This window comes from Lactonifactor longoviformis DSM 17459 (assembly GCF_900129135.1).
Classification (GTDB): domain Bacteria; phylum Bacillota; class Clostridia; order Lachnospirales; family Lachnospiraceae; genus Lactonifactor; species Lactonifactor longoviformis.
In genome coordinates this window covers 121031-143428 of sequence record NZ_FQVI01000005.1, presented here as the reverse complement: position 1 = coordinate 143428, position 22398 = coordinate 121031, and the positions used below count along the sequence as shown (strand labels likewise).

The 22398-nt window shown below is 46.8% G+C and carries 23 protein-coding genes and 1 riboswitch; of the genes, 8 read left to right on the top strand and 15 right to left on the bottom strand.

Going from position 1 to position 22398, the window contains the following annotated elements; translation table 11 throughout:
• Positions 1-2: 2 nt before the first annotated feature.
• Genes BUA56_RS07300 through BUA56_RS07285 form a run of 4 tightly spaced genes read right to left on the bottom strand, consistent with a single transcriptional unit; the run spans position 3 to position 3679 of the window.
• Positions 3-842, bottom strand: a complete 840-nt coding sequence (locus tag BUA56_RS07300; protein WP_072850418.1) for a transketolase — start codon at positions 840-842, stop codon at positions 3-5.
• A 16-nt stretch (positions 843-858) separates the two neighbouring features.
• Positions 859-2142 (bottom strand): TRAP transporter large permease, encoded by a 1284-nt coding sequence (locus BUA56_RS07295; RefSeq protein ID WP_072850416.1) that lies wholly within the window; start codon positions 2140-2142, stop codon positions 859-861.
• The gene (locus tag BUA56_RS07290; protein WP_072850414.1) at positions 2142-2621 is read right to left on the bottom strand and encodes a TRAP transporter small permease; all 480 of its coding nucleotides are present in this window, start codon (positions 2619-2621) and stop codon (positions 2142-2144) included. Before BUA56_RS07290 ends, BUA56_RS07295 begins: the two co-directional genes overlap by 1 nt.
• A gap of 26 nt (positions 2622-2647) precedes the next feature.
• The gene (locus tag BUA56_RS07285) at positions 2648-3679 is read right to left on the bottom strand and encodes a DctP family TRAP transporter solute-binding subunit (protein ID WP_072850412.1); all 1032 of its coding nucleotides are present in this window, start codon (positions 3677-3679) and stop codon (positions 2648-2650) included.
• Positions 3680-4002: 323 nt separating this feature from the next.
• On the opposite strand from BUA56_RS07285, the gene BUA56_RS07280 reads away from it, so the two are divergent.
• Positions 4003-5013 carry an asparaginase gene (locus BUA56_RS07280; RefSeq protein WP_072850410.1) on the top strand — a complete coding sequence of 337 codons (1011 nt, stop codon included), beginning with the start codon at positions 4003-4005 and terminating at the stop codon, positions 5011-5013.
• Positions 5014-5051: 38 nt separating this feature from the next.
• Here the strand turns inward: BUA56_RS07280 and BUA56_RS07275 are convergent, their stop codons facing one another.
• Together BUA56_RS07275 and BUA56_RS07270 are read right to left on the bottom strand one after the other, a co-directional pair.
• The gene (locus tag BUA56_RS07275) at positions 5052-5591 is read right to left on the bottom strand and encodes a nitroreductase family protein (RefSeq protein ID WP_072850408.1); all 540 of its coding nucleotides are present in this window, start codon (positions 5589-5591) and stop codon (positions 5052-5054) included.
• Positions 5592-5627: 36 nt separating this feature from the next.
• A complete protein-coding gene (locus BUA56_RS07270) occupies positions 5628-6020 on the bottom strand; it encodes a putative signal transducing protein (RefSeq protein WP_072850406.1) in 393 nt (130 codons plus the stop codon).
• A 211-nt stretch (positions 6021-6231) separates the two neighbouring features.
• On the opposite strand from BUA56_RS07270, the gene BUA56_RS07265 reads away from it, so the two are divergent.
• The 5 genes from BUA56_RS07265 (at position 6232) to BUA56_RS07245 (ending at position 10332) form a co-directional block, all read left to right on the top strand.
• Positions 6232-6726: an HD domain-containing protein gene (locus BUA56_RS07265; protein WP_084067738.1), complete on the top strand. Its 495-nt coding sequence runs from the start codon at positions 6232-6234 to the stop codon at positions 6724-6726.
• A 131-nt stretch (positions 6727-6857) separates the two neighbouring features.
• Positions 6858-7382, top strand: a complete 525-nt coding sequence (locus BUA56_RS07260; RefSeq protein ID WP_072850404.1) for an RNA polymerase sigma factor — start codon at positions 6858-6860, stop codon at positions 7380-7382.
• Positions 7379-8167: a hypothetical protein gene (locus tag BUA56_RS07255; protein ID WP_072850402.1), complete on the top strand. Its 789-nt coding sequence runs from the start codon at positions 7379-7381 to the stop codon at positions 8165-8167. The genes BUA56_RS07260 and BUA56_RS07255 overlap by 4 nt, the downstream gene beginning before the upstream one ends.
• A gap of 28 nt (positions 8168-8195) precedes the next feature.
• Positions 8196-9104 carry an ABC transporter ATP-binding protein gene (locus BUA56_RS07250; RefSeq protein WP_072850400.1) on the top strand — a complete coding sequence of 303 codons (909 nt, stop codon included), beginning with the start codon at positions 8196-8198 and terminating at the stop codon, positions 9102-9104.
• Positions 9085-10332 (top strand): ABC transporter permease, encoded by a 1248-nt coding sequence (locus BUA56_RS07245; protein ID WP_072850398.1) that lies wholly within the window; start codon positions 9085-9087, stop codon positions 10330-10332. Before BUA56_RS07250 ends, BUA56_RS07245 begins: the two co-directional genes overlap by 20 nt.
• Positions 10333-10384: 52 nt before the next feature.
• Here the strand turns inward: BUA56_RS07245 and BUA56_RS07240 are convergent, their stop codons facing one another.
• Positions 10385-11068, bottom strand: a complete 684-nt coding sequence (locus BUA56_RS07240) for a 4Fe-4S double cluster binding domain-containing protein (protein WP_072850396.1) — start codon at positions 11066-11068, stop codon at positions 10385-10387.
• 236 nt (positions 11069-11304) lie between these two features.
• Positions 11305-11400, top strand: a riboswitch (purine riboswitch).
• A 140-nt stretch (positions 11401-11540) separates the two neighbouring features.
• Between BUA56_RS07240 and BUA56_RS07235 the strand changes: the two genes are divergently transcribed.
• Complete coding sequence (locus BUA56_RS07235) at positions 11541-12935, top strand: NCS2 family permease (RefSeq protein WP_072850394.1); 1395 nt, start codon at positions 11541-11543, stop codon at positions 12933-12935.
• A gap of 68 nt (positions 12936-13003) precedes the next feature.
• Here BUA56_RS07235 and BUA56_RS07230 read toward each other — a convergent pair whose 3' ends face one another.
• The 8 genes from BUA56_RS07230 to BUA56_RS07195 form a co-directional block, all read right to left on the bottom strand.
• Complete coding sequence (locus BUA56_RS07230) at positions 13004-15499, bottom strand: ABC transporter permease (RefSeq protein ID WP_072850392.1); 2496 nt, start codon at positions 15497-15499, stop codon at positions 13004-13006.
• Between the two features lie 5 nt (positions 15500-15504).
• Positions 15505-16182: an ABC transporter ATP-binding protein gene (locus BUA56_RS07225; protein ID WP_072850390.1), complete on the bottom strand. Its 678-nt coding sequence runs from the start codon at positions 16180-16182 to the stop codon at positions 15505-15507.
• A gap of 77 nt (positions 16183-16259) precedes the next feature.
• Positions 16260-17294: a sensor histidine kinase gene (locus BUA56_RS07220; RefSeq protein ID WP_242946732.1), complete on the bottom strand. Its 1035-nt coding sequence runs from the start codon at positions 17292-17294 to the stop codon at positions 16260-16262.
• On the bottom strand, positions 17291-17971 hold the full coding sequence (locus tag BUA56_RS07215) for a response regulator transcription factor (RefSeq protein ID WP_072850388.1): 681 nt from the start codon (positions 17969-17971) through the stop codon (positions 17291-17293). The genes BUA56_RS07220 and BUA56_RS07215 overlap by 4 nt, the downstream gene beginning before the upstream one ends.
• Positions 17972-18059: 88 nt before the next feature.
• Positions 18060-19289 carry a hypothetical protein gene (locus BUA56_RS07210; RefSeq protein ID WP_072850386.1) on the bottom strand — a complete coding sequence of 410 codons (1230 nt, stop codon included), beginning with the start codon at positions 19287-19289 and terminating at the stop codon, positions 18060-18062.
• Complete coding sequence (locus BUA56_RS07205) at positions 19276-20169, bottom strand: ABC transporter ATP-binding protein (RefSeq protein ID WP_072850384.1); 894 nt, start codon at positions 20167-20169, stop codon at positions 19276-19278. Before BUA56_RS07205 ends, BUA56_RS07210 begins: the two co-directional genes overlap by 14 nt.
• Positions 20154-20921: a hypothetical protein gene (locus tag BUA56_RS07200; RefSeq protein ID WP_072850382.1), complete on the bottom strand. Its 768-nt coding sequence runs from the start codon at positions 20919-20921 to the stop codon at positions 20154-20156. Before BUA56_RS07200 ends, BUA56_RS07205 begins: the two co-directional genes overlap by 16 nt.
• The gene (locus BUA56_RS07195; RefSeq protein ID WP_072850380.1) at positions 20918-21436 is read right to left on the bottom strand and encodes an RNA polymerase sigma factor; all 519 of its coding nucleotides are present in this window, start codon (positions 21434-21436) and stop codon (positions 20918-20920) included. Before BUA56_RS07195 ends, BUA56_RS07200 begins: the two co-directional genes overlap by 4 nt.
• A gap of 178 nt (positions 21437-21614) precedes the next feature.
• On the opposite strand from BUA56_RS07195, the gene BUA56_RS07190 reads away from it, so the two are divergent.
• The gene (locus BUA56_RS07190; RefSeq protein ID WP_072850378.1) at positions 21615-22379 is read left to right on the top strand and encodes a DUF3784 domain-containing protein; all 765 of its coding nucleotides are present in this window, start codon (positions 21615-21617) and stop codon (positions 22377-22379) included.
• Positions 22380-22398: the final 19 nt, after the last annotated feature.

Sequence of the window (22398 nt, the reverse complement as noted above, 5' to 3'; positions counted from 1 at the left end):
CATTAAACAGCATTCAGCTGTTCTTCTAATTCCTTCATAGCCTGCTCGTACTGCGCATCGTTAGGCGCCACACCATGCCAGCCGCACTGATTTTCCATAAAGGAAATGCCATGGCCTTTTACAGTATTTGCAAAGATACATTTGGGCTTTCCGTTCTTAGCAGCCCGGACCTTATCCAAAGCAGCTACAATTTCTTCCATATTGTGCCCGTCAATGGTTAGTGTCTCAAAGCCGAAGGCCTCAAACTTTTTGCCAAGATTAATATTCGGCATAACCTCGTCCGTAGTTCCGTCCAGCTGAAGGTTATTATTGTCCACAAATACCACCAGGTTATCCAGCTGATACTTATTTGCTGTCTGTGCCGCCTCCCAGATTTCCCCTTCCTGGCATTCTCCGTCTCCAACTACCACAAACACACGGTACTCTTTTTGATCCGCCTTGCCTGCCACAGCCATGCCTACGCCGCAGGCAAGCCCCTGTCCCAGAGATCCTGTAGAAATATCAATCCCGGGGCATTTCTTCATATCCGGGTGACCCTGGAGAATGGAGCCTTCTTTCCGAAGGGTATCCAGTTCCTTCTCGTCAAAATAGCCGAGTGCTGCCAGCGCCGCATACTGGATGGGGCAAACATGGCCCTTGGACAGGACAAATCTGTCTCTGTCCTCCCATTTGGGGTTCCCGGGATCCAGGTTCATCTCCCGAAAATACAGAGCGGTTACAAAATCAGCCGCTGACAGTGAGCCTCCCGGATGGCCTGACTGCGCTTTGTAAATCATGGTCAAAACCTTTTTTTTCAGCTCAATACACTGTTTTTCCAATTCTTTTACGCTTACATCTCTCATTGCAATCCTCCTCTTTCTATACCAATGCCAATGAAATTTGTGGTATATAGGTAATTAATAGTAACACTATAATAGAAGTTATCAGCAGGGGAACTACCGCTTTTGATATCTGTTTCAGATTCACATCACCTACGCCGCAGGCTACATATAGGTTAACGCCAACCGGCGGGGTAAACAGTCCGATTGCCAGGTTTACAATCATAACCACACCCAGATGCACCATGTCTACGCCCAGCGCCTGGGCAACCGGTACGAACAATGGTGTGAAGATATAAAGTGCCGAGGTTGAGTCCAGGAAACATCCTGCAATCAGCAGAAGAATATTTACAATCAGGAAGAATACTATTACATTGCCTCCTGTTGCGTTCTGGAGCGCTGTACTGATGGCAACATCCAGCCTTGCTCTCGTGAGAACATATGCAAATAAGCTTGCAGCCGCTGTTATGAACATTACGGTTGCTGTTGTTGACGTGGAGTCCACTAAAATCGCATATAATTCTTTTAGTTTTATGGTCTTATAAATGAAGATTCCCACAAACAGCCCGTATACCGCGGAGACTGCAGCCGCCTCTGTGGGGGTAAAGATTCCTCCGTAGATACCGCCCAGGATGATGACCGGCATCAAAAGCCCCCAGAACGCATCCTTAAAGGCCTGCCAGCGTTCTTTCCCGGTAGCTTTCGGAAGGGTCTTCAGTTTTGTCTTTCTGCCTACCAGAAGCGCTGTGATTAACAGCCCTGCCCCCATCAGAATCCCCGGAAGTATACCGGCGATAAACAGTGTGCCGATAGAGGTATCAGAGATAGAACCATATACTACAAAGGTAATGGAGGGAGGGATAATAACGCCGATGGCTCCCGCTGCCGCCATAAGTGCTGCCGCAAATGCCGGTTTATAGCCGGCCTTGATCATTGCCGGCACAATGATGAGTCCCAGTGCTGCAACCGTGGCAGGGCCGGAGCCTGAGATTGCCGCAAAGAAACAGGCAACGATGACACATACCATAGCCATGCCCCCTCTGATATGGCCTACACAAACCTCAGCCAGGCGAATCAGTTTTTGGGAGATTCCTGCTTTCTCCATTATATTTCCGCCGAGAATGAAGAATGGTATTGCAAGCAATACAAACTTGCTGGTGGAAGAGGATACCAGACGGGGAAGGCTGCTCATAATCGCCTCCAAAGGCCGGCCGGCTCCCTGAACAATCATAGAAATCACACTGGAGGCACCCAGGCATACTGCTATGGGGGCTCCGATTAATAAAAGTACCGCAAAGGTTATAAATAATACTGCTGCTACCATTATTCTTTTACCTCCTTACCGGGTTTCCATTTTATAGCTTCTATCAGGTTCTGTCCGAATCGGATCAGAACAAAGAAGGAACCAAATGGCACAAAGGAACCAAAAATCCATTCCGGCCACTGCATTGCCGCAGTCACCTGCCCTAACTCTATCTGGCTTTTTACCATTAAGATGCCATAGTAAAAGATAGCAAAGGTAAATGCCACTGCAAACCCATATCCCACAATCTCCATGATTTTACGTATTCTGGGGTTTACCAAGTCTGTTATAATCGTCAGGCCCAGATGAGCCTTTCTTTTTGCTGCAATTGCTGTGCCCAGCAGGCTCAACAGAACAAATAAATATGTTGTAATTTCCTCCGAAAATGAGAAGGATGCGCTGAATACGTATCTGGACACTACATTGGCAAAGGCCAGCACAGTCATAGTTCCCAGGCATATTACAGACAATATTTCTTCTATTCTTTTCATAATACCCATAAGATTACTCCCTTTCCCTCTATCGTTTACTTGATATGGAACGCGCTGCAGGCCTCTTCCCCATATTTCTGAATGAATTTTTGTCTGGAGGATTCCACTGCCGCCTTGAAGTCTGCCAACTCCTCAGCCGTCAGTTCGGTTACCTTCATGCCTCCGTCGATAAAGCCCTGCACCATTTCCTTTTCTTCTTTTTCTACGGTATCGCGTCCCCATTCGCAGGCTTCTGTTGCCTTTTCCTGTAAGAGTTCTCTTGTCTTTGGTTCCAGCGCATTCCATATGTCAGTATTTGCTACAAACAGATCATTTTCATAGCTGTAATTCCAAAGTGTCATATAGGGCTGAATCTCATCCATTTTGGCTGATTCTGTTATGCTCACACCGTTTTCCTGCCCGTCAATAGTACCCTGCTGGATAGCGGTAAATACTTCACTCCAGCTCATGGCCACGGGATCTACCTTCAGTGTGCGGAAGAAGTCCATATAGACCTCACTGCCCGGAACACGAATCTTTAACCCTTTAATATCCTCAGGCGTTTTTACTTCTCTTTTACTGTTTGTCAGCTGCCGAAATCCATTATGGAAAGATCCTAAATATGTAATTCCCTTTTTTTCCAGAATCCCTGCATAATATTCCCCGCCTGTGGAATCAATAATTTCTCTGGCCTCCTGATAACTGTCAAAGCTCCAGGGGATTGTTGCTATAGAAAGCTGATTGTCAAGGGCTGCCATGGTACAGGTGGCATAGGCTGCCAAATCCGCACCCCCTACGGCAATCATTTCCACTCCCTTTGTAGCGTTTCCTCCGGCCAGCTGATCGTTGGGGTACACAGCCACTGTAACTTTTCCGCCGGAAGCTTCTTCTACCAGCTCGGAAAATTTGTCTGCCACCCTTGTGTCAATCTGAATGTCCGTTCCATTGACCGCCATCACCAGTTCTATCTCCTGGTAATCATTGTCACCAGAATCTGACAGTACAGTCTCCGTGGAACTTTGGCAACCCGATAATGACACTGCCGCTGCCAAAGCTGCCATTATCATTCCCACCAATTTTGCCTTCATAAGATATAATTCTCCTTCCCACTCTCTTTTCATCCTTTGTAGGATGTTATACATACTATATATCATGGATTTTCAAAAAAGTCAATATCCTTTATCCATTTTACCTGTTTTACACAATTTTGTCTCCCTCTATTTGTGCACTATGACGATTCTGCTCCTGTCTTGTTTATTGTACAATATGTCTAGTGCCGTGTTCTATCTCTCAGGTTATGCTCAACCGTATACCTTTTGGTCTGTGATACGGCATTGCTCTATGAACAAGGATACATAATCCTTTTTTATCAGGAGATTCTAACTATGAAAAGAATCGGAGGAACCCCATTATGAATATTTTATTACTCACAACCGGAGGGACCATCGCCTCACAAGAAGGCGGAGGAGGTCTTATACCGGCGATTTCCTCTCAGAGTCTGCTCTCTCATGTTGCAGATTTGAATCATAAGCACACTATTCACCACGAAGAAATTCTGAATATGGACAGTTCTAACATCCAGCCCGAAGAATGGCAGCTTATAGCCGGAAGGATATACGAAGCGCTTCCCTCATATGACGGAATCATCGTTACCCACGGTACAGATACCATGGCTTACACCGCATCCGCTGTCAGCTTTATGCTGCAGAACCTTAATAAAAGTATTGTATTTACCGGCTCCCAGGTACCTATTGATAATCCGCTGACAGATGCCAAAACCAATCTCTATACCGCTGTCGCCGCAATTGAAAACGGGATTCTGGGAGTTACCGTTGCCTTTAACCGTAAGATCATCAACGGAACCAGGGCCGTCAAAATCAGTACTCTTGGATTCAATGCCTTTGAAAGCGTAAACTCTGGCTGTATGGGAGAGGTCTTTGCCGATGGAATGCGGGTGTACCGCACCAGCACTTCCTGTCTGGATTACGGCCGTCCAGTGCAGTTTACTCCCGGTCTCTGCAAAGACGTATTTCTCCTCAAACTTCTGCCGGGGACAAAGCCCGAAGTCTTTGACATGATTGTGCAGCTCGGCTACAAAGGCGTTGTTATGGAGGTATTTGGCGCCGGAGGACTGCACTACGCCCACAGAAACCTGCTGGACAAGCTGGAAATGCTTCATAAAAGAGGAATCGCAGTGGCCGTATGCAGTCAATGTACCTACGAACGGTGTGATCTGTCCATCTACGATATTGGACAGCGCCTCCTGCAGCGCAAAGTAATCCCCTGCCATGACATGACCACTGAAGCCGCTGCGGTAAAGCTTATGTGGGCACTGACAAAGACAAGAGATTTAGATAAACTGCAGGAAATGTTTGATACGAATTTTGTTGGGGAAGTATATTTGGGGACGTGTTCTTTCTAGAAAGAACACGTCCCCAAATATACTCAGCCTGTCCCAAATCAAAACTGGCCTGTCCCTTTTTCATACTTATTATATACTACTCTTTCCTCCCATCGCTTTTTCTCCCTGGGAGCTCCCGTCTCCCTCGGAACTCCTATTGGCAGTATGGCTCTTACGGTTTTTTCTTGCGGCACGCTCAGCAGCCTATGGATTTTTTCTGCTTTTCCATCCAGCTTTAGCATTCCATCCAGCCAAACGGTGGCGTACCCCAGAGCGGTCACTGCAAGCAAAATATTTTCTACAGCAGCACCGTAGTCCTCCAGTTCAAAGGTCTGCCCTGTGGGAGTGACGATTTTCTCTGTTAGGATTACTAAGATCACGGATGCCGTTCTGGTCACTTTGGAAGGCAGTATTTCTGCGATTGTTTTTCTCAGACTGCCTTCTGTTACTATCACAAAGCTTGTAGATTGACAGTTACACCCTGACGGAGCCTTAAGACCCGCAGCAACTATCTTGCGGATATCTCCCTCCGGTATTTCCTGATTTAAAAATTCCTGTCTATAGCTGTATCTAGAAGACAAGGCCTCAAATATGTCCATATATACCTCCTTTCCCGTCTACAAAAGTATCTGATGCTAGTTCATAAGATTAAACAGCAGAACGAAAAATAAGTCAAGTCCTACCAAGGCCACCAGAATACGTATAAAGATGATCTGTTTTCTGCTGTGTCTTTTTCTATATTCTATTTCTGCCTTGTCTTCCTCTTCTGCCTCTTCTTCATTTTCATCCGGGACTTCTACATTGCTCATAACCTCCTGGATCAATTCCATCGCTCTTTCTGCGTCCTGCTCGTCTACGTAGATGTCCTGCCCATAGATGGAGAACCCATATTTTATTTCCATAAACCCGCCGATCCCAGGCCCCTGTTTGAAGGAAGGGATGCCGTTTCCTTCCAGGAGATTCATCAACATTCCTGCTTCTACTTTGTCAGCCGCTGAATATACTTTTACCGGTCTCATTGCTTCCATAAACTTCCTCCTCCCTGTCAAGTCCTATAGAACGCTATGGTAATTTTATCATAATTTTCTATCTATTTCTACATTATACCTGTTTATATCTTCTATTTTAACTTTATTTATTATTTTATGCGCAAAATATTATTTTTTTATTAAATCCATTGACTTCTCGCACTCCACCGGTTCATACTAATTATATAAAATAGAAAGGGAGGGATTGCCGATGGATATTACACTGTCGGAGGAGATTGACCCGGAGTTTCTGGAAATCGTGCAATGTATTCTGGATGATGCTGAATTCAAAAAATTGAACTACTATAAGCAGCATCTGAAAACTACACGTTTCATGCATAGTCTGAACGTTTCATACGTCTCCTGGCTGCTGGCAAAAAGGTTCGGTTGTGACGCCGCTGCAGCAGCCCGGGCAGGTCTGCTTCATGACTTTTTCTTATATAACTTTGGAGAGAAGCGGGATACAAAAGAACTCCAGGCCTTCTACCATCCAAAAGTTGCCGCCCAAAACAGTGCTGACCGCTTTGAAATCTCAGAAAAGGAGCGCCTCGCAATTTTATCTCATATGTTTCCGCTGGGGCCATTGCCCAGAAGCCGTGAGGCCTGGCTTATCAGCTGTGCGGATAAGCTCTGCGCCTCTTCTGAGCTATTCCATTTTCAGATCTTTCTTGCGAAAGGAAATCGTGTCGTGGTCAGCCCCACATAAACGGCGTGCAGCAAACCTGGCAGCTGCAAAGGGATTCATATCCTTTTGCAGCTGTTTTTTATTTATTCTAAATCATTTTTGCTCTCCCCATACGTTCTATTATATAAGGGGACGCCCTTAGGAGGATAAACTTGACGCGTGAAGATAAGATTTTAAAGGAGCTAAAGTCCGGTATATCGGACGGACTGGAAGAGTTAATAGAAGGATACTATCCAGAAATACTTCGGTACTGTATATGGCACACCCCCGACCGGGCTGCCGCAGAAGATGCTGTGCAGGAAACCTTTCTGAAGGTCATCCGCTATATGGACGAGTACACCCATCGTGGCAAATTCCGAGCCTTTTTATACAAGGTGGCATCCAATACCTGTAAGGATATATGGCGGGCCAGAAAACCCGCAGAGCCTCTAAGTGAGAATGCGGCATATACAGAGGCTGCATTTGAAACGGTGGAATCTGATGTGGATCTGAGGCTGTTGACAGCTCGTCTTCCGGACAGCCAGAGGGAAGTACTGCTGCTTCGCTTTGCCCAGGAGCTGACGCTTAGAGAAATTGCCAAAGTACTAAACCTTCCGCTTCGGACTGTGCAGTCAAGGCTCAGAGCTGCTCTGAAAGCTTTGGAAAAGCAGATAGAGAAAGGAGATTGCTATCCATGAAAAAGCTGCTCAAACAAACACTACGCAGTGCTCTCCAAAACTGTGAGAAGCACCCGGATAACAGGGAGGCACTTACCCGGATACTGCCCCTGGCCAAACAGGAATATAGAGCGCGTGCACAGCGCCAAAGTATTCCTTTTGGAGGATTTCTGGTCCGGCAGATTAGGTTTCTGGGAAAGAGGGTGTGGTTCTCCCAGGCCCTTCTTTTACTCCTGCTGTGCCTATTGGTAAATACAGGTTATAACATACGTTCCGGTATTACAAGTCTGACCTTTGTTCCATTCCTCCTTGGGTGTTGTTCTGTGCTCCTCCTTACAGCAGCAGTGCCCATGCTTTACCGGTCTGTCCGGTTTCAAATGCTTGAGACAGAGGCGGCCGCCCGCTTTTCCGTATCCAGGCTCCTGCTGGCCAGATTATGCATTATAGGTTCCGGAGATTTGGTCATGCTGACAGCACTGTTATTATTTGCAATTCAAAAATCCGGTCTGTCAGCAGGTGGTATTCTTTTATATCTGCTGGTCCCGTTTTTGCTGACGGCCAGCGGTTACCTGACAATCCTGGCCCATATGGCTTACCGGCTTTTCCCCTATCTGGGAAGCACTCTGAGCGCCTGTCTGTTGGCAGGACTCTACTATCTGAAAAAATGGCAGCCTGCATTTTACGGACACACCTTCACCCCCGGATGGGGAATGATCTGTCTGATTCTGCTGCTGTTCTGTATGCGGCAGGTAAAAACCATCAGCCGAAGGGACCGTTTTATGGAAGGACAGTTCCATCTGGGCTGATACAATAACTTTTAGGAGTGTACGACGTATGAAATTATGTATAGAACATTTAACGAAGAATTTTCAGGACAAAAAAGCGGTGGAAGACGTATCACTCCGGATAACCCCCGGGGTCTGGGGGCTTCTGGGGGCCAACGGTGCAGGAAAAACCACTCTGATACGTATGATTGCGGGCATTCTGGTTCCCAGCTCCGGCAGAATTACCTATGATGGAATAGATATTCGGGATCTGGGAGAGAGCTACCGCAGTATATTTGGATATCTCCCCCAGGAATTTGGGTTCTATCCGGAGTTTACGGTAAAGGATTATCTGGAATATATGGCTGCATTAAAGGGACTAAGCAGGCAGAAAACAAGGGAGAAAATAGATCTTCTGCTGGATACGCTTTCTCTGAGTGATGTTCGGAAAAAGCGAATCGTCAAACTTTCCGGGGGGATGAAGCGCAGGGTGGGAATTGCCCAGGCACTTCTAAACGATCCGGAGGTTCTGATTCTGGACGAGCCCACCAGCGGCCTGGATCCGGGCGAAAGGGTTAGATTCCGCAATCTTCTTTCAGAGTTTGCCCAGGACCGGATTGTGCTTATCTCCACACATATTGTTTCCGATGTTGAGTATATTGCCACCTGCAATGCCATTATGAAGGATGGGGGGATTACCGCCGAAGGCACTACGGAGGAACTGGTACTGGAAATGAAGGGACGAGTGTGGAACGGGATAATCCCTGACACTGATCTTCTGAAATATGAAAGAGAGAACAGAATTGTCAATCTGCGCAATGAAGCAGGGCATAAAATCTCTGTGCGTTATATTTCCGATGAGCCTGTTCTTCCCTGCTCTGTACCTGCCTCTCCCAGACTGGAGGATCTTTACCTGTGGCTTTTTCCTCAGGATACTCGCAGAGAGGAGGATATGAAGCATGAGTTTATGGAAAGCTGAATTAAAACGTGTGCTGAAGACACGTTGCGTAAGAATCCTGCTGCCGGTTGCACTGTTCCTCTCTGTATTGATGGCATACTTCCCTGTATCCTTTGTCACGTACACATATCTTGATGATAAGGGGCAGGAGGTCACGATCACAGGGCTTGATGCCATTCAGATGAAAAAGGAAAACCGGAAAGACTTTTCGGGCGTCATCACGCCGGAATTGCTCTCAAAAGCTCTCTTTCAGTATCAGGAAACGGAGAAAGCCTATGGAGACATTAATGATCCCGATTTTTCTCTGGACATCTACAACCAAAACATCTATCCTCTGGGTCCCCTGATTATGAGAATGCGGGAGGTCTATGTTGATCCAAAAACGGGCGCAGCAAGGGAAGCCTCCGAACTGAGCAGTGAAGATGCAATGGGATTTTATGAACAATGCCCCGTTCATCTGAAGGAGCTTATGAAAATGGAGCAAACAGACTATCCTTCCGCGCAGCAAATTGCGGATACACTCTTTGAAAAGGTTACCTTCCCATACGAATACTATCCCGGATACGATTCCAACGCACTTGAATACGTAGGGCTTTGCATATTTCTGCTGATACTTATCTGCACTTTTATTGCCTCAACTGTGTTCACGGCAGACTATCAGACAGGGGCGGACGATATCATCCGGTGTACCAGATATGGAAAACTGCATCTTGCTGCTGTCAAAATTTCCTCTGCCCTGCTGATTTTTACAGTAACTTTTGCCGTTTGCATTGGCGTATTTACGCTAATCTCCAACACTGCCTTTGGGTGGGAATGCAGGAATACTTCCCTGCAGATTATTGAATCTTCCGTCTGTCTGACTGCGCTGAACCTGGGGCAGGTGCAGAACCTGGTGATTCTTGCAGGCTTTTTAACCCTTCTGTCTACCGTAAGTTTCACCCTTTTTCTGTCCTCCAAATGCCGCAGCAATACTACAGCCATTGGTTTGTCCATTGTATTTTTGGTAGCCCCCTCCTTTCTGTACATGTTTTTTGGGGGAGAGGTGACCAAATGGATCCGCTGTCTGCTGCCTTCCGGGGGAACGGGTATGAGCAACAGCTTTTTCTATACATTAATCAGCTTTGAATTCCTGCATCTGGGGGATGCTAGCTTCCTGCCAGGACAAATTATGCTTATTGCAGCAGCGATAGAAGTCCCTTTGTTCCTCCTGCTCACGGTTATCTCCTACTGCAGACATATCAGCAAATAAAAACCGTGTAACAACTCCGGCTGTACTTATAACAGCCGGGGTTTCCTTATCTCTATCTCTTTATATATTTCTGAGTGTAAGGACAGACCTCTATACATTTCCCGCAGAGTGTTATATCCTCCCCGATGTTCTCCCCTGAAATCTTCCTGGCAGTATCTCTGCATCTGGCAAAATCATACAGCTTCTCTCTGGCCATGCCCGGCTCCCATACCTCACCTTTGACCGCCGTCCCGGGACAGGCCTCCTGGCAGATGCGGCAGGAACCGCAGGCGGATGCAGCCACAGGAGAGGCACAGGTTACAGGTGCATCCGTCAGTATGGAAGTAAGACGGACGGCACTGCCGTATTCCTTGGTAACCAAAAGAGCACACTTCCCGATCCACCCCAGCCCGCTCTGAACCGCCACTGTTTTATGAGGGAGCTTTGTGCGGTACTGGCTGTCCTGCTTCACAACATCTGAGGTCTGGCCAACAGCCTGATACCCGCAGCTTTTCAGATAGTCCGCTCCAAGACGTGCCAGAGCATCCAGCCTCGCATTCCACTTATGATATGTATCAAAGTATTCCCGGGTAGGCCCGTGGGCGATTCCCCTTACAATCTCCTTTGGAAGCTTCAGGGCAATCGATACCCCGTACGGCATACCTCCTGTCTCAAAGCGGCTCAAATCACCAAAACCAACCAGGGATGCTCCCTGTTCCCTCAAAATCCTAATCAATTCCGACTCCATAAACATCATAACATCTCCTCCGCAGTTATTCGTATTATATAAACCCTTTTCTAAGTAAAAGATAACACTCTGTGGGGGAAAACACAAGGGACAGGTCTAATCCATTTTGGGACACCCCTGTTCGATTTTGGGACGTGTTCTTTCTAAAAAGAACACGTCCCCCTTTTTTTGCCCCCTTTTACATTCGCCTTGACTAACTCTTGTGCAATATGGTATGGTTCTTATAGTACCAATTGGTCAAAATTGAATATTTCGTACATAGAACTTATATATACCCATAATTGGATGGGCGTTTCTACCAACTACCGTAATAGTTGCCTATAAGTTTTCACTGGCTATGCCGTTGTGGAAATAAAGGAACTTACCGGTGGTTTTTTTATTGCTTTTTTTGTCCCCTAAGAAGGCTTCAGCGGCTTTTCCAGAGTGCGGAGTACACATTATGTAGCCTTTTAGGCGATGGAGGAATGGAGGAAAATTGAATATGAGTTCAGGAGAAAAAGGCAATGCTTTGGAAAAAATTTTTCACTTGAAAGAAAATCACACGACAGTGAAAACAGAGGTTGTTGCGGGTATCACTACGTTTATGACGATGGCCTATATTCTGGCCGTGAACCCCAATATTCTGGGGGAGACGGGGATGGACAGCGGCGCGGTTTTTACCGCTACAGCGCTGGCGGCTCTTATAGCCACTTTGTTAATGGCTGCTTTTTCTAATTATCCCTTTGTCCTGGCACCAGGCATGGGGCTGAATGCTTACTTTGCCTATACGGTTGTCATGCAGATGGGGTATAGCTGGCAGATGGCTCTGGCAGCAGTATTTACGGAGGGTATTATATTTATTATATTATCGCTCACAAATGTCCGGGAGGCTATCTTTAATGCGATCCCTATGAATCTGAAGCACGCGGTTTCTGTAGGTATCGGGCTTTTTATCGCTTTTATCGGACTGCAGAACGCGAAAATTGTTGTGGGAAGCGCCACTTTGGTCTCTGTCTATTCATTTAAGGGCGCACTGGGTGACGGCACCTTCCGTTCCGTAGGCATCACTGTTGTGCTGGCACTCATTGGGGTCCTAATCACAGCTATCCTGGTAGCTAAAAATATTAAAGGCAATATTCTGTGGGGTATTCTTGCCACATGGGTTCTGGGAATTATCTGTGAGCTGACAGGACTTTATGTACCTGACGCGGAACTGGGAATGTTCAGTGTGATACCAAGCTTTGCAGGCGGTCTTTCTGTGCCCAGTCTTGCCCCTACCTTTATGCACATGGATTTTAAGGGGATTTTTTCAGTGAATTTCCTTGTAATTATATTTGCTTTCCTCTTTGTGGATCTCTTCGACACGCTTGGAACTCTGATAGGTGTCGCATCCAAGGCAGATATGCTGGACAAAGACGGAAAACTTCCCAAGATTAAGGGTGCTTTGATGGCAGACGCGGTTGGTACCTCCGTAGGCGCTGTGCTGGGTACCTCTACGACTACCACCTTTGTGGAGAGTGCAGCAGGTGTCTCCGAAGGAGGAAGAACCGGGCTTACTTCTGTAGTGGCCGCCATTCTCTTCGGATTGTCCCTGTTTCTGTCACCTATCTTTCTGGCAATCCCGTCCTTCGCCACTGCACCGGCACTTATTATTGTGGGATTCCTAATGATAACATCTATTACTAAAATTAATTTTGATGATTTCACAGAGGCAATTCCAGCCTATATCTGCATCATTGCCATGCCTTTTATGTACAGTATCTCTGAGGGCATTGCCATGGGCGTTATCTCTTACGTGGTAATCAATCTGGCAACAGGCAAAGTGAAAGAAAAGAAAATCAGTTTACTTATGTATATACTGGCCATTTTATTTGTACTGAAATATATTCTGATTTAATAAAGCAGCACAGAAAGTTCTCCATACAGCAGCGGCTCCGGGAAATGCACACCCCCCGGAGCCGTTTTTCATCCCTGGCACTCCCGCAGTCTCTCAACTGCACTTTTCCCCCGGATGCTGCAATGGTACAGGATCAAAGGAACGCAGATACACACCAGGATTACCAGTAAATAAACTCCCAGCACCGGAATGAACGGAAAATAGAATTCCACATCCATGTAATTCACAGACTGGTAGATCACATATGTGACTCCAATGCCCACTGTGGAGGATAAAAGCAGAGAACTTCCGGCAAATAAAAGCCCCTCCTGCACAAGCATTTTTTTCATCTGCCATTCTGTCATTCCAATGCTTTCAAGAACAGCAAGTTCTCCCAGCCGGTTCTGTATATTACTGCACACTGTGTTTACATAATTCATAATTCCGATGAGAGCCAGAATCAAGACAATACCAAGTCCGAATTCCATCATATTCCCCTGGGATTCTTTTATACGTTTCATACTTTCTATCTTGGAACTGCTCTCAATATCCGTCCTGTAAGGACTTTCTTCCGCAATGCTCATAGCCTGTGCCTCCGCAGACTCGTCATATTCCTCCTGGTACAAGATTCCCAGCTTCTGAATATATGCCTCCGGATTCAGACGGTGCAGAAATTGTTGGCTGACAATAATCACAGGAGCAAGACCGGCGTAAGGTGAATAATACCTCTCATCTGTTATTCCTCCTATAGGAAGCGTAACACTGCCCTCCTCCCCTGTCTTTTTCAGATAGAAGGTCAGTGTCTTTCCCTCAATATCCTTGTCTGTAAGGGAAAGGTCATTTCTGTAGAGAATACACACTTTCCCTGCCAAAAAGGCCTCTTTGTCCACTGGCTGAGATAGCGTTTCCTTTAGCCGGTCAAACAGGATTTCATCTATCCCTGTGATATAGGAATAAAATTTGTCGGGGTTCTTCTTATATTCGTCCCTTGCCTCCGCATAGGGGTAATCCATCCAGGCAGCATATTCCTCCCGCATCCAGGTCTCCGCAAAATCTGGTTCCCAGGGCACTGTAATTTCATCCAGATACAGAGGATAAATCTCCCTTATCCCCTTACTCTCTTCCAGATCGGTTATAAAATTCTTATCAAAGATCTGCCTGTACTGGCTCCCGTCTTCTTTGCCCAGAGTATCATTGCTCAATTCCAGATCAAAATCCATGAAATTAGACACCATGGTTCTGGCCCCCTGACTCTGGATAATCGTAATTACACAGATAAATATGGATATACTCAGTGTCAGGGAAAAAATTACAATTCCAGACCTTTTTCTGTCTTTCAGAAGATTGGTCCTGGCCATCCTTCCCGCAATGCTTCCCTTCCCGGTCCTTCGTTTTTTCCTGCTGCCTCCGGGCGCTGTATATCTCACCGCCTCAACCGGTGATATGCGCCCTGCAATTTTCGCCGGTTTTCTGCTGCCAAAGTAAATAGTAAGACAGCTCACCAGAACAGCAGCGGCATACACCAGAGGATGAAAGGATACGGAAACGGCTCCGCCCCGGATTCCAATTGTCTTTACAATACCAGGAATTATGATAAATGCCGTTCCGCTGCCCACTGCCAGCCCCAGCATAATTCCAGTTCCCCCCAGGAGAAACATCTGGCGGTAAAGCATCCTGCGGATCTGCCTCTCTGTCATACCCACAGTTTGAAGCAGCCCATAATACCGGATATTGTTAGCGACTGAAAGGTAAAGAATATTATACACCAGAAGATAGCTGCAGACACAGGTTACAAATACCAGACCCAGGATCCCCAGGAATACAGACAGGGAATGCTCTGTGATTCCTGTATAGAAAAGTCTCTGCTGTTTCCCCAGATTCAGTTCCTCACGAAAGGTATCCAGCTGTTTATCCGTAAAAAGAGCACGGGAAAAGCTCAAATACATGACTCCCGCTGTGACATCCGACGGCTTGTGTCCCGTAGTCCTATAGAACTTTTCGGATACATATGCGGCAGTCTCCCCACTGTAATCCTCATAGATACCGCTGATAATAAATTCCTTCTTATGCTTTCCGTTTTTATCTCCATATGTGAGAGTGAGGCGGTCGCCGATCCTTCCATTTTCTGAGCCACATTCTTTTAACGCTCCCATGGATATCATTAGCTCATTCTCCAGTTTGGGATACTCCCCCTTTATCCACTTAAGAGCCGGCCTTTTCTGTACGTCCCAGTAAGTCCCGTCGCTCCATATAAAAGTAGTGTGAAGGCTGTCATCCACTCCATTGCTCTCTGCACTGGCACATTTAACAGTCAGCCCTGCCTCTTCAATCCTTCTGTCCTTTCTGCATTTTTCAATCTGATCCCCGCTGGGTGCCATAAGCACCGCATCGTGGTCTCCCCCGTACATTCGGATTGTCTGGTCTCTCTGGGCTTTAAAATATGTAATTCCCACTGTCAGCACTGTAATAAGCATAAAGGCAGACAAGGCTATGGAGGCGATGAGAATACTATTTCTCCTGGTATTGCCGTGCATGCTTCGTTTTGCCATTCTGCGGATAATTCTCTGATTATTATTTTCCAGCACTCCCCTCACCCCCTGTCGGCGATTCTGCCGTCTTCTATCCGCAGAATTCTGTCTGCAAGCTGTGCGATATCACTGTCGTGGGTGATCACCACAAGAGTCTGATGGAATTGCCGGGCAGCCGCTTTCAGTAGTCCCAGCACATCGTGGCTGGTCTGGCTGTCCAGATTACCCGTGGGTTCATCCGCCAGCACAATAGCGGGCTTGGTGGAAAGAGCCCTTGCTATGGCAACTCTCTGCTGCTGCCCTCCCGACAAGGTGTTGGGAAGTACCTCCCTTTTTTCTTCCAGCCCCAGGGCACCCATGAGGGTATCCATAAATCCGCGGTCAATATGCCCTCCGTCCAGTTCAATGGGAAGTGTGATATTCTCATATACATTCAGATCCGGCACCAGATTATAGCTCTGGAATACAAACCCTACCTTCCTTCTCCGGAAAATAGTAAGCTGCTCCCGGTTCATCCGGCTCAGATCTCTGCCTCCCACCAGAACCTTACCCTCAGTGGGCGTATCCAGGCCCCCCAGCATATGGAGAAGGGTGGACTTGCCGCTTCCGGACTTCACCACAATAGCCGCAAACTCCCCCTTCTCTATGGTGAGATCCACGCCGTCCAGCGCCTTCACAACATTGGTTCCCATATCATAATACTTCTTCAGTTTTATAGTTTTTACAACTTCTTCTGACATTCTTTTCAGCTCCTTTTTCTTTGATAGACCCAGCTTATCAAAGAAATATCTCAAACTTATCTCAGCCGGCTAATCTCTCAATTCTGTGATTTTCCCGGCAGATAGATATGAAAACAACTTCCCCTCCCTGCTTCTGACCGGACCTCGATATACCCTTTCTGTCTGGTGATAATTTCTCTGGCCAGATACAGTCCTATCCCGACACCCTCTTGACCGCGGACCTCAGGCTCCCGGTAAAATCTTCCGAAGATTTTACACTGACGGCTCTCTTCAATCCCCTTACCCGTGTCCCGGATAGTAATATGGGCATAGATTTCCTGTTCCCTCACTGAGACATCTATCTTCCCCCCGGGTTCCGTATACTTTACCCCGTTGTCCAAAATATTATAAAGTGCTTCTTCCGTCCACCTGGGATCGTGATAAATAAAAAGCTCCTCCGGACAGTCTACAGATATCTGAATGTCTTTGCGGTCTGCCCTGGGCAACACGCTTCCAATCGCCCTGCCCAGGGTATCATACAAGGGAGTCTCCTCCTGACGGATCTTCAGAATTCCTGTCTCCAACCGGGACATTTTTACCAGACTCTGTATCAGAAAATCCAGCTTGTCAGCCTGTTCTTTTAACTGAGCCAGAAACTCTTCTTCTGTATCTCTGTCTGTACACTTCTCCCCCAGCATCTCCGCATACATTTTGATGTTGGAAACCGGTGTCCTGGTCTGATGGGAAATGTCTGATACCAGCTCCTGCATCTTCTTTCTCTCCTCCAGGCTGCTCTGCACATAATGATTCTGTATCTCATAAAGCTGCTTCAGCTTTGTCTGAAGCTTGGAAAGCTGGCTCTCTGCCGTCTCATCAAACTCCGGATCCTCCCTTCCCTGGATCATATAATCCAGACTTTTCTCCATAGAATCCGTAAACCTCCAGATATCCCTTTTAATGCACCAGGTATAGGCAGCCCAGATGCCCAGACTTCCCAGATATCCCAGAGCTGCAAGAAGTCTGGCTGTCTTTCCCGGACCCCCATACAGCACGCCTATTAAAGTCATGGCCCCTACGGCAAATCCGAACCATTTTAAAAGTCTTTTCCTTTGTTCCGTTTTGTCCTTTGTCACTCCTGTTCTCCTGTCCACTGATATCCCATCCCATAGACGGTAGCAATGTACTTATGCTTCCCGTCCTCAATCTTCCCGCGCAGCCGGTTCACATTAACGGCCAGAGCATGCTTGTCCACAAACTGTCCGCTGCTGTCCCAGATCCTTTCCAGCAGGATTTTATGGGTGAGCACCTGACCCCTGTTGTCAATAAAAACACGCAGCAGTTTATACTCTGTAGGAGTAAAAAACACCTCTTTTCCCTGCACCTCTGCCCTGAACCTGATAAAATCAATCCAAAGATACCCATCCTCATAAATGTCTTCCTTTTTTACCCCTTTTGTTCTCTTTAAAACTGCTGCTGCTTTTCTCTTCAGCAGGACCATACTGAACGGCTTTGTCACATAATCGTCCGCCCCCAGGTCATAGCCCTTTACCGCGTCTTCCTCAAGGTCCCTGGCTGTGAGGAAAATAATAGGAACTCTTCGTATCCCCCTGGCCCAGCGGCAGAACTCAAATCCATCTTTGCCGGGAAGATTTACATCCAAAATCACAAGATCAAACCCCTCGGTTAAAAAAAGAGTTTTTCCCTCCTCCGCGGAATAAGCCCCCCTCACCTGCCAGCCCTCCTGGCCGAATCCATACTGCAGGCCCCGGTTCAGAGCCCTGTCGTCTTCTATAATTAAAATGCGGTTCATCTCCCACACTCCTTCTTTTTTCTCTATTATAAGTGTTTGGGACATAAACCGCAATTTTGGAAATATCACAAGATCGAGATACTTTGCTCTAATAAACTTCCTTTTTTCTGTAGACCAGATATACTGCCGGCAGCAAAACGGCTGTCAGTCCCAGATAAAGCGGAGGCAGGATCTGGCAGAGATTGACTACCTTTCCTCCTATGGTATACACCGTAAACAGTCTCAAAAGAGTGGTCCCCTGCATCAGCTGGTGAGGAAGAAGCCCCAGGATGTCTCCTGCCAGTCCGCCGGTAACGTACTGTCCCACAACTGCCGGAGCCATAATCAGCAAAAAGCTTGTCACGATAGGCAGAATGGAGGAGCCTGTCACTGCAGAGATCCATGCAGTGAGAATACTCATAAAAAGGCATATGATAAACCCCCAGAGGATGCATAAGATATAGGCTTCCAAATTGGTAATGTTGTACAGGCTTTTCCAGAATCCATTGGCCTGAATCATACAGCCGGCTCCGTCTGTTCCAAACACTGCCAGCAATATCCCGCTGGATACAAGAACTGCCGCCCAATAGACTGCCGCAGCGATTGTGAGGACTGCCCCTATCTTGGCCTTTATTCCCCGGGAACGTCCATAGCAGCTGGAATAGAACACGCTGGAAGCCCCTGTCTGGTATTCCCAGGGAAATACAGATGCCACAAGAATGCACACAACAATTGCGGCACCCATGATTACCACCATTGTAAACTCTATAGTTTTGCTCCATCCTGTCTGGTATCTGTATTCCAGCGGAATCTCCATTTTCTCAAACTGTTGTATATAATAAGCCTTTTCCTTATCGCTGAAGCTGCTGCTGTACTCCCCATACAGCCACTCCCTCAGATGTTCTGTCCGGTTGACATAAAACTGTTGTGCATCCTCGGGACCCAAACGGTCCGCCATATAATAATCATTTTCCCGAAAACTGCAAAAAGACTGGTTAATCAAATCCCTGATGTCTGCGAACCCCTGTCTTTTGGCATACCCTGTATTGCTGAGCCCTCCGCCTTCCAGGGCATATTCGGGGTCCGACGTGATGCGGGCATTGGCCTCGAGCACCCGGGCAATTTTTTCCTCTGTGACAGGGCCTTCCCACTCCTTTTTCATTTCTTTCAGATTATGAATGGCATGAATGCCCCGTTCTTCTTCCCCCCGGGGATTTACCCACACCTCACTTCTAATATAAAAGGCACCCAGCATCCAGATAAGGTAGACGCAGAATACTCCCAGCGTCACTTTTGTGCTGAGCCTGCCGGTTACCTTTTTCAGCTCATACTTGTACATGTTCCTCACCTGCTTTCTCTCCGAAATAGTATAAAAATGCATCCTCCAGACTCAGAGGGCTCTGTACAGCCTGGGGGCAGGGCTGTACCTCTGATAAAATCCGTAGTCTTGCCCCTTCTGCCTCTATTTTCAGATTGGATACGCAATAGCGTTTTCTATAGATTTCTGCCTCCTGTTTCCCCATCACACACTCCCATACTTTTACTCTTCGGGAGATGCCCTCTATCAGTTCAGCAGGGGAACCGGAGTCTATAATCTGTCCTTCTCTCATAAAAAGGATCTCATTGGCGATGGATTCCACGTCAGAAACGATATGTGTGGACAACAGGATAATGCCTTCCTCTGCCAGTTCGCTGATCAGATTCCGGAAACGAATCCTTTCTTTGGGATCCAGGCCGGAAGTAGGCTCATCCAGAATCAGAAGCCTGGGACGGTTCAGCATGGCCTGCGCTATGCCCAGGCGGCGTTTCATTCCTCCGGAAAACTTTTTAATTTTCTTCTTTCTGACGTTTTCCAGTCCCACCTGGCGAAGCAGGTCCTCAATCCTTCTTTTCGCTGCTACAGGTTTTATCCCTTTGAGGGCGGATATATATCTGAGATAATCCTCCGGGGTAAATTCCGGATAATATCCGAAATCCTGGGGCAGATACCCGATCACTCTGCGGTACTCCTCTCCCATGGAAAAGATATCTCTGCCCCCCCAAAGGATCGTTCCGCTTGTGGGATTCAGCAGAGTGCAGATCATTCGCATCAGTGTCGTCTTCCCTGCCCCGTTTACCCCCAAAAGCCCGTATACTCCCCGATCCATAGTAAAAGACACGTGATTTACGGCCTTCATATCTTTAAACTCTTTCGTCAGATTTTTTATTTGTAATTCCATATCCACTCTCCTTCACAATACCGCGCGGTAACTCTTACCGCCCGCATAATCACATAAACAAGAAAAATCATAGAAACCGCAACCAGCAGCAGCCACACCGGCAGAGCAATGGCCCGGTACAGCCTTTCCATAATAACCACCCGGTACCAGAGAAAGGACCATATGGTGCAGAGACCTACAGCCATCAGCTGGGAATTCATTTTCACACTGCACAGGACAGCAAAGCAGATACAGCAGGTCACATTAAACGGCACAAGGAAATTAATAACAGCTTCATAAAGGGAAATTCTTATAGTTGCAGCCGTGAAAATAAAAAATATACTTGCCAGTATAAGCTCTGCCATCCCTATGAGCAGCACCCTTGCTATATAAACCTTCTTCAGTCCGTAATACGTAGCATTTTCTATCTCTATGGTTCTGGTTCTCAGGTTCTTCCATAGCTCCGGAATCAGTGTCATGCCCAGAAGGGGAACCCATACACTGAAGCCGCTGTACGGAAGCGCCCCATGTTTCTGCCAGTGCAGAGTCAGCCACAGCAAAAAGTAGATACCAATCTGCAGAACCCACATGCTTTTATTGATAAACCGGAGCTGAACTGCTAAAAACTCTGCTGGCGTTATGCTCTCTTCTTCTGCATACCGGTAAAATGCCTGTTTTGACAGAAGACAAGTCTCCTCTATTTTTTCTGTCCGAACCTCCGGTCCTTCCGGCTGCCGGATCGTCATATAGTCCCGCTTCTTTCCCTCTTTCATAACAGTTCCTCCTTTCCCAAAATCTCCCTCAGGCGTTCCTTGCCAGCCTTTATTCTATATTTCACCAGAGGAAGTCCGATTTCCTGAATCTTCGCGATTTCCTTTAGCTTCAAATCCTGATAATAGTGAAGGATAAGGACATCCCTCATCTCCTCCGGCAGCTGGAGCAGGGCCTGTTCCATGGCAAGGGAATTAATTACTCTGTCTAAGGGCCAAACAGACTCTTCCGGAACAGATTCCAGAGGTTCCTCCTTCTTTTTTCTGTATGTGTTTTTGCATAAATTTCCTGCAATGACGTAGAGATAATTTTTAGCCTTTCCGTAGTGCCGGTAGTCCGAGAAAGAACGGAAAAACCGTTCAAATGTATCCTGGGCAATATCCTCTGCTTTACCCTGATCATTTACATGGTAATAGGAATATTTGAGAATAGCAGGGTAATATTTTTTCACAAACTCTTCTACAGCCGATTCATCACCGGATTTCATTTTCTGCAGGAGAAAAAAGTCCTGGTCCAACGCTGCACCTCCTTTCAGGATTTTTTAGAAAGCGCTCTCTATTAGGTATAACACCATAGAGGTAAAAAAAGATAGGATACTAATGAATTTACATGCCTCTTATGTTACAATCAATTTAACATGCAGACTCAGGGACCACAAGCTGTGCCCTGTATACAAAGAAAGGATATGGAGCTCTATGTTATGGCCTATTATCATACTGTTCGCTGTACTCTCAGCTGTTCTGCTCTCGGGAAGAGGGGGCTTTCTGATTGCGGGATACAATACTTCAAGTGCCAAAGAAAAGGCAAAATATGATGAAAAAAAGCTCTGCCGTGTTACCGGGACAGGGACAGCACTCATTACCGCCCTGCTTTTGCTCTCCGCTTTGGAGGGATTTGGATATTCCCGTGTGTTTCCTATCATTTTGGGTGTGGGAATTCCTGTCATAATCATTGGAATGCTCATTGCCATGAATACCATATGCAAGAACAAATCTCCCGTCTCCGTGCCTCCCAAACCCAGAGATCTAAAAAAAGAAAAGCGCTCTAAGGCGCTTATTCTGGGATTTGTTGCAGTCACTTTTTTGCTGGTGGGTATCACTATGTTTACCGGTTCACTTACCATTACTCTGGATAACAGCGGAATCTCCCTCCACACATCCGGGTGGGAGGATAAGGAAATCCTGTACAGCGATATCCAGTCTATTGAATACACGGATCAGCTGACACCGGGGCGGAGAGTATTCGGGCTGGGAAATTATGTGCTGCGGGCCGGGGACTTTAAAAATGACCGGTTCGGCAAGTATGTGCTCTATTCCTATAACCGGTGTAAAGAATATATTATTTTGGAAACACCGGAAGGCACAGTGGTATTCAACGGCAAAGACAGCGGAAAAACAAAAGAAGTGTATCAGGAAATTCTGAACCGGATTCCCGGTATCGTGCCGGCTGCCGATAACTAAATAATCCTGAAACTTTCTT